Raw genomic sequence first — 13,028 nt, 5'->3', positions numbered from 1 at the left:
AATTATTTGTCAATTTATCAATATCAACAAATTCGATTTATTTTTCAATTTCTATAAATTTTGTCTATATCGTGCAAGCTTTGGTATATTTAATCGTCCCTTTATATTGATTTAGTACTTTTGAGTTTATTATGATTAAAATGAAATCCCTCAAAAATCTAAAATATAAAACACCGGTTTTTAAAAAAGACCAGCCCGACGATACCTATAAATTTAAGCCACTGCCTGCCCCATCTGGCAAATACCCCTACCATTTGGTATTGAAAGATATTGTACCCCAGGTAAGTGATCAGCACATGGCATTTCACATGATTGGGGATACAGGCGGCGTTGGCAACCCGGCATTGCAGCAGTTAATAGCCAATACCATGGCCAGCCAATGTAATAAAGAAAGCAAACCGGATGACGGTCCGCAGTTTTTATACCATTTAGGCGATGTGGTTTACCATTACGGGGAAGCAGAACAATATGATAACCAATTCTTTCAATCATTTGGCAACTACCCCGGTCCTATTTTCGCGATAGCGGGAAATCATGACAGCGATATTAATCCCTTAAGCACCCATTCCTACAAAAGTTTGGATGCCTTTACCAAAGTATTTTGTGATACTACATCGCGGCCTGTTGCTTTCAGCAATCAAACCAAACGGAAAAGCATGGTACAGCCCAATATTTACTGGACCATGAAAACGCCCTTAGCCACCATAATCGGGCTATATAGTAACGTACCTAAATTTGGCGTGATAACCGAAGAACAAAAAAATTGGTTTATTGCAGAGCTCCGCTCTGCCAACCCGGATAAAATGCTGATAGTTTGTATACACCATGCGCCTTACTCGGCAGATATCAACCATGGCTCAAGCCTGCCCATGATCGCTTTTTTGGAGGAAGCCTTTGAAACCACAGGCAAAAAGCCCGATATTGTTTTCAGCGGCCATGTGCATAATTATCAACGATTTTGCAAGAATTATACCGATGGCAAAAGCATATCCTTTGTGATAGCAGGTGCAGGTGGGTTTGATGAGCTACACCCTGTAGCCAGCACAGATGACGTTCGTTTTACCGCCGATATTCCACAACTTGACGATGTCAAGCTAATGAACTATTATGATACAGGGCATGGCTTTCTGCAGATAGGCATCAATAAGGAAGAAGACAGCATATCGCTTAACGGCAATTATTTTAGTATAAACCCCAATGAGGGAATTACATTGGTCGACTCCTTTACCATTAGCAAAAGCATCAGGCAAAAAAACATTGAGGCTTACGCCTGAAGGCTTTGAACATCATTTGCGCCCCCTCACATTACAAAACACCAGGCCGCTATAAGCAACCTGTATTAACAGGTTACTTATAGCGGCATATAGCAAAGGCTTATTATTTTATTTTCAAGTCGCTACCGGCTATATCTTCCCAGCGGTAATAATGAAAGGTCTTATCGTTACTCATTACTACAAAAATACCGTGTTTAAAGGTGTCGTTAAGCGGTATCGCAACAACATCCGATCCATCGCTTTGGCGCGCGGCAACATTTGCTAATTTTACTAAACGATGTTCAAAAGGATTGTTTTTGGTGCCCTCCCGATTAAATACCTGGAAACGATTAGCTCCCTGATCTGATACCAGGATATATCCTGTAGTATCAGATAATTTGTAAATGGAGATCCCTTCATGATCGGCCAGGAAACCGCTTGTTCCAAATATAGCAAGCTGCTTATTCCCCTTTTCAGGATCAGCATAATATTGCCTTACACCAACCTGCTCGTCCGAGTAATAAATATAACCCAGCTCATTATCTACCGCGATAGATTCAATCTCCTTTTTGCCGCTATACTCACCAAACTTACGTACAAGCTGCGCCTTTACATTACCGGTACCATCATCGGTAAGTAAGTACTGCCAAATGTACCCCCCTTTTAAGGGCCCATTTTTACGACCTACAATAGCGTACATCTTACCATTTTTTGCTGTATAAATGGATATACCCATCAAATCGCGGTATTCGTTACCCGTTTCACCAGCAAATGCTTCAATACCTCCATTATCCACCGGTTTCAAATCTGGCAGGGAGTATATGCGGAGCTTATGTGTCATGCGTTCTGTAGTAATGGCAATATCCGTTAGCTTTCCATTTAACATTAAGCCGTAGGCAATATCCACGTTATTAGGGCGCTTAAGCCCTTTTACGGTTTTGTTAGCTAATATTTTGCCTTGCAGATTAAAAACATAAAGCGCGCCATCACTATTTTTGTCCGTACCAATGATCAGACTTTGCGCAGGATCATTGCGGTTAATCCAGATTGCCGGATCATCCGTATCAAATTCCACCGGATCTGTAACCACAACGGGCTTTATCTCCGCCGAATTTACGCCCGGTAAACTGAGATTATTTTTATTGGCAGCAGTTTGCCCGCAGGCTGTATTAAAAAGCAATAAAGCTAATGGCGCTATATAGAAAATATTATATCTGTTCATTAAATTAAAATGCCAGTCGGTTGCCGCACAGCAACCGACTGTGATGAAGTGAATTATAAATTATTTTACTTTGTTCCGAAAGCACCTACAAAGCTTGATGGATCAGGAGATTTATAGGTTATACCATTTACAATGATACCTGCGGCATGGTGCCTGGTAAAAGTAGTGATGCCCTTGGTTAACGCCGGCGAACCTGCTTTTAAATGAAAATCCCAGCTGGTATTAAAATCCGCGTTGCTGTTTGATGTACTCAAGGGATAATTTACAAACTGCGGATCATTGGCGCCGGCAGTTTTGCCAATTACATCATTTACACCTGCCACAATATCAGCACTGGGCTGAAACTGGTTAACCGTAGCCTGGTCAAACCCGTAATACCAGTTATTGCTGTATACAGATCGTTTATCCTCGGGCTTCTTGGTATCTCTTTTAACTCCAAAACGGGTATTGGCAAAAAGGTTGTTGTATAAATCGGCACGAACTGTGCTTTCCAGCCAAACAGATCCACCTTTGGCGGTAGGCCTCCTCCAGCCGGTGTTGATCATGGTATTATTATAAGCTATAATATAAGCCTGGGGCACGCGGTCGCCGGTGTTTGATAGTTTAAAGGCATTGGTATTGGCACTGTATACCATGTTATAGGCCAAATCTGCCAAACATCCCGATTTAAAATTCATGGCCTCGCCACCGGTAACGCCTGTAGTGTAAAATAAGTTGTTGGCAAAAATCACTTTTCCACCTTCTATATAGGTACAATCTTCGTTAAAGTTCCTGATGATGCTATTTACTACTATAAGCTTTCCGTTAACGTTTGAGAACCATAATGCCGGTAAATTTTCGCCGCTTACCGCCTTGTACAAACCCTGCTTTACCGATGTTGAAGCATCAGAGGTTGTAGAGCCGCCGTATTCCAATATGGTATTATCAAGCACCAGCTCGGCACAACTTGGGGCAGCAAGTATACCTCCCCATAGCCTGCCAAATTTTTTGGCGGTTGTTTTATAAGCATCGTTTACGGTAAATTTTACCGGGTTTTCTGCCGTACCATAAGAGTAAAGATTTCCTTTTACAATAATTTCGGGCTTGGCAACGGTATCCATCACTACGGTTACACCTTCTTCAATAGTTAATGATTTCCCGGCCGGGATAATGATATCACCCTTGATCATCTGTGTACTTCCTTTTGCCCATACACCCGATACCTCACCAATAGCCGATCCATCAGCCGGCGTAGTATCAACATCAATATTTGCTTTTTGGCAACCTGCAAAAACCACAACCGATAATGCGAAACCTGCAAAAATTTGTTTTAAGTTCATTTTATATATTTTTAAATGATGATGTTTTTATAATTTATACCTGATACCTAACAGGTAACTTTGTTTATAATAGTCCTCGCGGATTAACGTTTGCCCGTTTGATACAAGCGTCTCCTGGATTTTAAGATTTTCGGGATTGGTGCCTTTGATGAACAGTTTAGCTGGTGTGTTAAGCAGGTTTCCCGCCTTTAAAAACACACTTAAACCACTTTTAAATCTTTTTTCGGCCGAGAAGTCCATCTGTATAAAGCCTTTCTGCCACAGGTCATTATTTAAAAACTGTGAAACTGTATTGATACGTGGCCCGGTATAAGCACCAGCCAGCTGTGCATCCCAACCTTTTTTGGTATCCTTATAGAGTAAAGAAATATTAGCAATATGGGCAGACTGGCCATAAAGCGGGCGTGATTGCTCAACCGAAACGGCCTCTACATCACCTGTTGAACTGTTAATTACCCTTGAAGTTTTAGGCGTGGTAATGCGTGAGTGGGTATAGGTATAGTTGGCCTTGATACCAAATTTATTAAAGAATTTAATGTAATCGATCTCTGCACCATAGTTACGCGCGGTACCAAAATTACCCGGACTATAATAAATATCCTGCCCCCGGGTGGCATCTGCCTGGAAAGTGTATTCTATAGGATCTTTTATAGATTTATAAAAGCCACCTACCAATAACTGCTCAGATGCATCAGGGAACAGCTCATAGCGTAAATCAAAATTATCTGCTTTAGCACGTTTCAAATCCGGGTTACCGCGTTCCTGGTATTCTTCGTTTACTACCTTGCTTGGTACAACTTCATAAAAGCCCGGGCGGTTAAGCGACTTGAAGTATGATGCATGCAGCTGGTCTTTATCGCCCAGTTTATATTTTAAAGTTAAACTTGGCAATACATCGGTATAAATCTGGCTTCCTTTAGGTTTTAGCTCACCAGCCGGAAACAACAGGTTATATGCCTGGTTGGTATGCTCAACCCGGGCGCCGCCAATTACCTGTAAGGCATTAGCCGTAAATTTAAACATACCGTAACCAGCGCTTGTTTTCTCTGAAGCATCATAGGTTAATGGGTTATTCACAGCGCCCCCTGGATTTTGAACAGCCCACGCTACATCGGTATAGTTTTGAAAGTCGGTACCATACAGTGCCGCCGTGTTAACCGGGTAAAGGGTGTAGTTATTAAAAAAGCTGCTGCGTTGCTTATCCCTATATAAGCCACCAGCTGTAAAATCAACATTTACATTACCAACAGGTACGGTGTAGGTGATATCCAAATAACCAGATTTATCTTCATCGGTGTTGCGCTCCCAGCGGTGGGTGCTTTGATCAACCACGGTACGCCTGTCAACATTATTATCACGTACGCCACTTAGTGAAATGGTTGTATTATCGGGCACATCGTTTTTGGCTGATGAATAAACTGCAGACCATTGGATCTTTAATTTGTTATCAAATAGCTTATGATCGCCATGCAAAGTGCTATTGTATATTTGCTGCTGGGTTAAACGGGTACGGGTGGAGTAACCTAATTCCGCATCACCTGCCGAAGGGTTATAACCGGTAGAGTAATTGGTAGATACCGCGTCCCTGGTTTGGATGTTATCAAGTTTTACGTACACGTTATACAAACTCAGTTTATTGTTTTTATCAAACACGTAATCAACCTTACCGTGTAAGCCGTGACGCTTTTGCTGTTCTGAAAATTGACGCTTACTTTGACCCGTGATTACCGCATATTGATCGGTACTGTTTACTGCCGAACTATAAAAGGTACTATTACTACCCCTGTAGGTATTTTGGTAGCTGCCCGCCAAAATAACACCCAGCTTATCATTAAAAAATCGCTGCCCTATTGATAAACTTCCTACCAGGTTTGGAGCCGGCTTCTTTGAATCATAGTTTAATGTCCCTTTAGGAAAATCGGTTTGGGTTGCCTGGAAATTTTTGCCCCCAATTTCATAAGGCGACTTGTGGTTTATGGCCGATGATTGGTAACCGAGGAAATTACGGTCGAAAAACAACTGGTTGTACCCGCCTGCTAAATTGGCATTCACTTGAAAACGGCTTGGTGCATCTTTCATTACCATGTTAACTACCCCACCAACGGCATCGCCTTCCAGGTTGGGGGTAAGGGTTTTGTATATTTCAAGCCTTTCCAGTAAGTCGGCAGGGAATATATCAAGCGGAACATAGCGGTATTGATTATCGGGACTTGGGATTTTAACTCCATTTACCAGGGTATAATTGTACCGTTTATCCATACCTCTTAAAATAGCATACTGCGCGTCGCCATTGCTGTTACGCTCTACCGAAACTCCGGATACACGTTGGATAACGTTGGCCACCGTCAAATCGGGTGACGCCTCAATGGCCCGGCCCGATACTATATTCATAACCTGCACAGATTGCTGCTCAATACGGCGGGCCTCATGCTCGGCCGATCCATCTTTTTTTGATGTTATGGAAACTTCCTGTAAATCCTTTCCGTTTGCCTGCATGTAAATTTTCACATGCGGGTAATCTTCCTTTTTTATGTCAAGTTCCTTAACAACCGTTTTATAGGATAAAAAAGAAACACGAAGAGAAAATGAACCGGCAGAAACACCTTTGAGTTCAAAAGAACCATCGAGCCCTGTTGAGGTTACTTTATTGGCCTGATCAAGAATAACTGTTGCGCCAACAAGTGGCTCACCCGTGCTTTGATCATAAACATGACCTTTTAATGTAGTAGCGCTTGCGGCAGTTGCGCAAAACACAAATACCAATAATAGCTGTATAAGTTTATTCATTTTTAAATTCGTTTGTTCAACAATGTTTACTCGTTTTTTTGTGGCGCAAAGGTGTACCAGCAGCACGCTACAACTGAAATTTACACTGTTACAAAAAGTATACACCGTTACATATGCCATATACAACATAGCAACACAAAATCACAAATAATTAACAGTCAAGCATTTATGCAATTAAAAAAACGCCATTATCATTTAGTTACCGTTACATTAATATAATGTTAAGTGGTTTATTGAGTTAAACTGCACCCTTTGAGCATAAAGGATAATGGCTTTAAAGCGTTTGGATAAACGCCGATAGGTTATCGCCCTGATTAAGGCTAAGTTTTTTACGCAGGCGGTATCGGGAAACCCGCAGGCTATCCATAGATATCCCTAACAGGGTTGAGATATCCTTAGAGTCGAGATTAATTTTAAGCAGCGCGATCAGCCGCATATCTGCCGAGGTAAGTTCATTACTATGCTTCTTCAGATCTTCAAAAAACCGCTGGTGTACCTGCTCAAACGCGGCAGTAAACTCTTTCCAGTGCTGTTCGTGGTTAAAGCTTTGGTTTATCTGGTGAATGATCTGCTGCATCTGTTTCTTCTGATCGCGTTTATCCTCCTTAACCATTTCCTGGAGGGTATTACGCAGGCTCTCCAACAGCTGATTGTTTTTTATCAGGTTTAAAGTATGGTTGGATAATTCTTTGCTTTTTAGCTCCAACTGCTGCTTTAACGTTTCTTCCTGTAGCTGTTTGTTTTTTAACTCCAGGTTCATGAGTTCATGCAGGGTTGCAAAAATCGATTCTTTTTGAGCTGCAAGTACGCGTTGATCTTTAATTTTTAAACGTTGCCTGCTAAAAATAACCAGACCCAAAACTACCAGTAAAACAACCACAACTACCTCGGCAATGGTAATTACCTGGTTGGTTTTACGGATGCTGTTTAACTTTGATATTTCATCGCTTTTTTTATTTATATCATAAAGCACCTGCAAAAAGGCGGTTTGGTTCACCCCTTCTTTTGAATAAACCTCCAACGAATATTTACGACTAAGCTCAATATAATGGTAGGCGCTATCCAGCCGGTTCAATAGTTTGTAAGCCTTGCCCAAGTCCCGGCAGGCGGCCGCGAGCTGATAGGTATTGCTGGTTTGCTGCGCAAGCCTTAATGCTTTGTACGATAATTTTAAGCTTTCTTCATACTTGCCGGTTTTACGTAATATATCGCCAAGGTTATTAACAACCTCAATGCTGCCTATTTCGTTATTAACCTGCTGGTAAAGCAGCAATGATCTCGTGAAACAATTATAAGCAGAATCATACCGGGCCTGATCTTCATAAATGCTGCCCAGGTTTTCATATATCTTAGCTGCCCCTTGTTTAAAGTTGATTTTTTGATACTTATTTAAGGCAAGGTTTTGGTAATAAAAAGCACTGTCATACTGCTGATGCTTTTCATAAAGATGACCGATGTTTCCAAACATATCTGCCTCACCCTTTAAATTTCCGTCCTGTTTATATATGGATAGCGCTTTATCATATAATGCCCGCGATTTTCGGATCTCCTTATTGTAGTAATACAATATGCCCATCTGGCTCAAATTGGCCGCCAATAGTTCCTTATTGTTTGATGTTTCAAATATTTTATCAGCCCTTAAATAAAAATCAAGCGCCTGTGCATAATGCCCCTGGTTAAAGCAAATTATGCCCATTTGCTGCAAACAGATGCCGGTTGTTAAAACATCATTAACTTCTGTAGCTGCAGCATATACTTTCTTCAAAATATTGAGCGCAGAATCGGGATGATTTTGACTTATCGCCATTGTATTGGATAATCGCTTATCCTGGGCATGAAGGCCTGCCGGCAAAATTATCGTAAGCAGGCAAAAGCAATTCATAACTAAATACCTTATAACCTGCCTGCCCGTACTTATCATTTTTTATATCCCGCTAATTTTTAATACAGCCTCAAAATACTAAAGCTTTTCCAAAACAAAGTAAAGCAATCAGTATGACGATAATGTTAACAAGCATTTTACATTAAAGCAATACCAGGCACATTGAATACAAGCCTTTTAATTGATCAAAAAGACGTTAATTTTATATAGGATTTAAAAAAAATGTCATCATGAACGCTTGAAGGATCTATTCGCAGACTGTGCAGGGCGAAGAAGAATGGCGAATAATAGATCCTTCACTGCGTTCAGGATGACAAAAAGTATTTTTTTAAACACATCATAGGTATGCACGAAGCGATAACGTCGGTTTATTTATTTTTAGACAGCCTCTTATAAATTGCAAATGGAAGCGATAAACAAAATGGATAGCGAATTGGGCGGGGCATCCTGGGAGCCGGGTACCCCGCCAACCTACTGGCTTACCCGGTTTGTGATTCTTCGTTTGTTAGGTGCAATCTACGTTGTAGCTTTCCTGGTGGCAATCAATCAAATTGTGCCTTTAATCGGGTCTAATGGGCTGCTGCCGGTTGGCATTTATTTAAAACAGGTAAGCGCCGCGCTTGGTTCTGCCCAGGCCGGGTTCCTGCGCTTGCCATCAATCTTTTGGCTTTGGCATTCAGATTCGGCACTTTTAATTGCTGCCTGGTTTGGGTTTATACTTTCCTGCATAGTAATGGCAGGTTATGCCAATGCGCCGCTGCTTGCTGTACTCTGGTTTCTATACATGTCTTTCGTTCATGCAGGGCAGGATTGGTATGGATACGGCTGGGAGATCCAACTCAGCGAAACTGGATTTATAGCCATCTTTCTATGCCCGCTGCTGGATCTGCGGCCTTTTCCACGATACCCGCCGCCTATGCCCATCATCGTTTTGTTCCGATGGCTTATCTGCCGTATCATGCTTGGTTCCGGGTTGATCAAGTTTCGCGGCGACAAAGTATGGCGCGATGGTACCGCCTTATATTACCACTTCGAAACACAACCCATCCCCGGTCCGTTGAGCCGATGGCTTCATTTCATGCCGCATACCATGCTCAAAATTGGTGTATGGTTCAATTGGCTGGCCGAGCTTGTTGCCCCGTGGTTTGTATTTGGGCCTCGCCTTGTGCGCGCACATTGCCGGAGTTATTATCGTGTTATTCCAGTTCACCATTATTCTCAGTGGCAATCTTTCGTTTTTAAACTGGCTTACCATCATCCCCGCCTTAGCTTGTTTCGATGACGGTTTCTGGTCGGGAGTTCTTCCCCGCGCGCTGGTTTGTAAAGCGGCAGCCGCTGCCAGTCGGGCCGAAGAATCTCAACCTATGCAAATCACCGCCTGGGTTATTGCCGGCCTTATTGCCATCCTGAGCATTCAGCCGGCCCTTAACATACTATCTCCGGCGCAAATCATGAATACATCCTATGATCCGCTTGACCTCGTGAATACGTATGGCGCATTTGGCAGTGTGGGACAGGAACGTTTGAATGTAATATTTGAAGGAACAATGGATGAGACGCCCGACGACAAAGCCAATTGGAAACCCTATATATACAAAGGACTGCCTGTATTGCTCAACAAACAACCGCCACAAATAGCGCCCTACCAGTTGCGTTTAGACTGGCAAATGTGGTTTGCTGCAATGTCATCTCCCGAGGAATACCCCTGGACGCTGAACATGATGTGGAAACTGCTTCACAATGATCCCGGTGCTGTAAATTTATTTGCCGGCAATCCCTTTCCCAACCAGCCACCGCGATATATCCGGGCAGTGTTGTACCGTTATAAGTTTGCCAAACCAGGCAATCCAAAAGGCCTTTGGTGGAATCGCGAGCAAATCAATATCTGGATTCAACCTACTTCGGCAAAAGATCCGCTCCTCGTTAAATTCTTAAAAAGTGAAGGTTGGATACCTTAATTGGGTTAAACTCAAATAAACGGCTGTTTATCAAAATGGGCAATTACCCGGCATCCCCTAATTCAGCGAGGCCATAAATATTATACAAAAAATGAATAATTTTGAAGTCGTCCCTGCATGGTCAACAAACCGGTTAAACCAGAAAAATGGAAGCGAAAGAAATATTAAAACAGCATATTACCAAAACAGCTCCATTGACCGATGAGCAGTTTGATTATCTTTTTACCTATTTCAAACCGCAATCTTTCAAAAAAGGCCAGGTATTAATCAGCGAAGGTGAAAAGGTAGATCACGAATACTTTGTGATCTCCGGCTGCTTAAAAGCCTTTTTCATTAACGACGAAATCAAAATGTACATTCTGCAGTTTGCTATGCCTACCTGGTGGACATCGGATTACGGCGCCTTATACAACCAGACCAAGGCCACCATTAATATTGATTGTATTACCGACGCAGAAGTACTTTGCCTTTCTAATCATGACCGCGAAAAAATATGCAGCGAGCTGCACCAGGCCGAACATTTTTTTAGATGGAGGACCAACAGAGGATACCTCGCTTCGCAAAAAAGACTGCTATCATTTATGAATAATGATACCAAGGCCCGTTATGAAGAATTGCTTTCATTATATCCCCAGCTGTATAACCTGGTACCCAAACACCTTATAGCAGCTTACCTCGGCGTCTCCAGGGAAACGTTGAGCAGGCTTTATAACGCCCATAAATAAGCCGCGTACGAATGTGATATACATCACGTAGCTACCCGAAGTTTCCTCCTTTCCTTTGTACTATCAAATCATTAACGATTGATAACATAAAGAAATGGAAACTAAAAAATTTGCAGTCGCAAGTGCTCAAAGCGACATAGACTGGACCGGCAGAAAAGTAACCGGAGCTCACAATGGTACCATCTCCATTAAAGGAGGTACACTTACCCTGGATGATAACAGGCTTAGCGGTGGAAACTTCATCATTGACACCACCTCTATAAAAATACTGGATGTTACCGATCCGGCTACCAACGCTCAATTTGCAGGTCACCTGTTCTCTGAAGATTTCTTCGCTACAGAAAGCTTCCCTGAAGCCACATTTAACATTACCAGTACCGACTATATCAGCGATGGCAAATACCAGATAGGTGGTGATTTAACTATTAAAGGTATTACCCACCCTGTTAGCTTCACTGCCGATGTACTTATTACAGATAAGACTATCACATCATCGGGCAAAATTGTTGTTGACCGTACCAAATACAACATGAAGTTCCGTTCGGGCAACTTTTTTACCAACCTGGGCGATACACTCATCTACAATGAGTTTGAACTTGATGTGAAATTAACAGCCCTTGCTGCTCTTTAATTTAATAGCCTAACAGCTAAAGCAAATTTCAAAAACAATTTTTAAACAAGATCATGAAAACACAAACAGTTATAGTAACCGGCGGCTCAACAGGGATTGGCAAAGCCATCGCCGAAATATTTTTACAACACGGACATAACGTAATTATTAACGGTGCCAATGAAAACAATTTAAAGGCAACCTTTGATGAACTGGGTAACCACGACCGCTTAGCCATGGTAGTCGGCGACATCAGCAAACCGACAACCGGCCAGTTACTTGTTGATACAGCGGTAACACGCTTTGGCGCAGTTGATGTACTGGTAAACAATGCCGGCATATTTGAACCTAAACAATTTTTAGATGTGGATGAAGCCCACCTTGACAGCTTTTTAAATATTAACCTAAAAGGTACATACTTCACCAGTCAGTCGGCTATTAGGCAAATGCTGGTACAAGGTGAAGGTTCGATCATCAACATCGGCACGGTATTGGTTGACCATGCTATAGGTGGTTTCCCTGCTACAGCCCCAATTTCAAGCAAAGGCGGTATCCATGCTTTAACCAAACAACTGGCTACAGAATTTGGAAAAAACAACATCCGTGTAAACGCCATAGCTCCGGGTATTATCAGAAGCCCCTTACAGGCTAAAACAGGCGTAAGCGATGCCGATAGTCTTGCCGGCCTTCACTTACTTAACCGTATTGGCGAAACCAGGGATGTTGCAGAACTGGCCCTTTACCTGGCAGGCAGCAATTTTGTAACCGGCGAAATTATCAATCTGGATGGCGGGCACGTATCTGGTCACCATATTGCATAATTAGATAAACAGCCATGCAAAGGCACTTAATAAGCCTTTGCATGGCTATTCATCGCAAAACAAAAAAAACAATGAACACCTATAGAGATAATGCAAAGGCTGTAGCAGCGGTATTATCCACCTACTTTGATGGCATTTTTTTTGGGGATTTAGCGCGGCTCCGCAGTGCTTTTCACCCGCAGGCATTGGTAGCCGGCGATATAAACGGACAGCCCTATTTTAAAACCCTTGATCAGTACCTGGAAGGTGTTAAACTCCGCAAAAGCCCGCATGAACTGAATGAAACATTCGGTATGAAGGTATTGGCAATAGAGATTATCAATTCCATAGCTTTTGCTAAGGTTCATGTACCTATGTTTGAGTTTAATTATTATGACCTGCTTTCGCTAAACAAGATTGATGGTAAATGGGTTATTGTTAACAAATTATTAACGCATGTAAATGTTTAAGC

General features: G+C 42.1%; 11 protein-coding genes. 7 read left to right on the top strand and 4 right to left on the bottom strand.

All coding sequences use genetic code 11. The annotated features are described in order from the left end of the window. Positions 1-140: 140 nt before the first annotated feature. The gene (locus Q0R88_RS07820; protein ID WP_295714668.1) at positions 141-1,274 is read left to right on the top strand and encodes a metallophosphoesterase; all 1,134 of its coding nucleotides are present in this window, start codon (positions 141-143) and stop codon (positions 1,272-1,274) included. Positions 1,275-1,377: 103 nt separating this feature from the next. Here the strand turns inward: Q0R88_RS07820 and Q0R88_RS07815 are convergent, their stop codons facing one another. The 4 genes from Q0R88_RS07815 to Q0R88_RS07800 form a co-directional block, all read right to left on the bottom strand. After that, positions 1,378-2,475: a phytase gene (locus tag Q0R88_RS07815; RefSeq protein ID WP_295714666.1), complete on the bottom strand. Its 1,098-nt coding sequence runs from the start codon at positions 2,473-2,475 to the stop codon at positions 1,378-1,380. Positions 2,476-2,540: 65 nt separating this feature from the next. Continuing rightward, positions 2,541-3,794 carry a right-handed parallel beta-helix repeat-containing protein gene (locus tag Q0R88_RS07810; RefSeq protein WP_295714664.1) on the bottom strand — a complete coding sequence of 418 codons (1,254 nt, stop codon included), beginning with the start codon at positions 3,792-3,794 and terminating at the stop codon, positions 2,541-2,543. A gap of 27 nt (positions 3,795-3,821) precedes the next feature. Further along, positions 3,822-6,581, bottom strand: coding sequence for a TonB-dependent receptor (locus tag Q0R88_RS07805; RefSeq protein WP_295714662.1), 2,760 nt, complete (start codon positions 6,579-6,581; stop codon positions 3,822-3,824). A 274-nt stretch (positions 6,582-6,855) separates the two neighbouring features. After that, complete coding sequence (locus tag Q0R88_RS07800; protein WP_295714660.1) at positions 6,856-8,463, bottom strand: tetratricopeptide repeat protein; 1,608 nt, start codon at positions 8,461-8,463, stop codon at positions 6,856-6,858. A 403-nt stretch (positions 8,464-8,866) separates the two neighbouring features. On the opposite strand from Q0R88_RS07800, the gene Q0R88_RS07795 reads away from it, so the two are divergent. The 6 genes from Q0R88_RS07795 (at position 8,867) to Q0R88_RS07770 (ending at position 13,026) form a co-directional block, all read left to right on the top strand. After that, positions 8,867-9,745: a lipase maturation factor family protein gene (locus tag Q0R88_RS07795; protein ID WP_295714658.1), complete on the top strand. Its 879-nt coding sequence runs from the start codon at positions 8,867-8,869 to the stop codon at positions 9,743-9,745. After that, entirely contained in the window at positions 9,627-10,421 is a 795-nt protein-coding gene (locus Q0R88_RS07790) for a lipase maturation factor family protein (RefSeq protein ID WP_295714657.1), read from the top strand. Before Q0R88_RS07795 ends, Q0R88_RS07790 begins: the two co-directional genes overlap by 119 nt. Positions 10,422-10,567: 146 nt before the next feature. Next, positions 10,568-11,146, top strand: a complete 579-nt coding sequence (locus tag Q0R88_RS07785; RefSeq protein WP_295714655.1) for a Crp/Fnr family transcriptional regulator — start codon at positions 10,568-10,570, stop codon at positions 11,144-11,146. Between the two features lie 94 nt (positions 11,147-11,240). Beyond that, entirely contained in the window at positions 11,241-11,777 is a 537-nt protein-coding gene (locus tag Q0R88_RS07780) for a YceI family protein (protein WP_295714653.1), read from the top strand. Positions 11,778-11,830: 53 nt separating this feature from the next. Then, on the top strand, positions 11,831-12,577 hold the full coding sequence (locus tag Q0R88_RS07775) for an SDR family oxidoreductase (RefSeq protein ID WP_295714651.1): 747 nt from the start codon (positions 11,831-11,833) through the stop codon (positions 12,575-12,577). A 71-nt stretch (positions 12,578-12,648) separates the two neighbouring features. Then, complete coding sequence (locus tag Q0R88_RS07770) at positions 12,649-13,026, top strand: nuclear transport factor 2 family protein (protein ID WP_295714649.1); 378 nt, start codon at positions 12,649-12,651, stop codon at positions 13,024-13,026. Positions 13,027-13,028 lie beyond the last annotated feature (2 nt).

It is taken from the genome of Mucilaginibacter sp., assembly GCF_025362475.1.
Taxonomy (GTDB): domain Bacteria; phylum Bacteroidota; class Bacteroidia; order Sphingobacteriales; family Sphingobacteriaceae; genus Mucilaginibacter.
The sequence above is the reverse complement of the archived record's forward strand: the minus strand, read 5'-3'. Positions and strand labels throughout refer to the sequence as shown.

Coding starts and splice junctions, on each gene's coding strand:
- Q0R88_RS07820 (WP_295714668.1), top strand. CDS start 141: ATGAAATCCCTCAAAAATCTAAAATATAAAACACCGGTTTTTAAAAAA.
- Q0R88_RS07815 (WP_295714666.1), bottom strand. CDS start 2,475: ATGAACAGATATAATATTTTCTATATAGCGCCATTAGCTTTATTGCTT.
- Q0R88_RS07810 (WP_295714664.1), bottom strand. CDS start 3,794: ATGAACTTAAAACAAATTTTTGCAGGTTTCGCATTATCGGTTGTGGTT.
- Q0R88_RS07805 (WP_295714662.1), bottom strand. CDS start 6,581: ATGAATAAACTTATACAGCTATTATTGGTATTTGTGTTTTGCGCAACT.
- Q0R88_RS07800 (WP_295714660.1), bottom strand. CDS start 8,463: ATGAATTGCTTTTGCCTGCTTACGATAATTTTGCCGGCAGGCCTTCAT.
- Q0R88_RS07795 (WP_295714658.1), top strand. CDS start 8,867: ATGGAAGCGATAAACAAAATGGATAGCGAATTGGGCGGGGCATCCTGG.
- Q0R88_RS07785 (WP_295714655.1), top strand. CDS start 10,568: ATGGAAGCGAAAGAAATATTAAAACAGCATATTACCAAAACAGCTCCA.
- Q0R88_RS07780 (WP_295714653.1), top strand. CDS start 11,241: ATGGAAACTAAAAAATTTGCAGTCGCAAGTGCTCAAAGCGACATAGAC.
- Q0R88_RS07775 (WP_295714651.1), top strand. CDS start 11,831: ATGAAAACACAAACAGTTATAGTAACCGGCGGCTCAACAGGGATTGGC.
- Q0R88_RS07770 (WP_295714649.1), top strand. CDS start 12,649: ATGAACACCTATAGAGATAATGCAAAGGCTGTAGCAGCGGTATTATCC.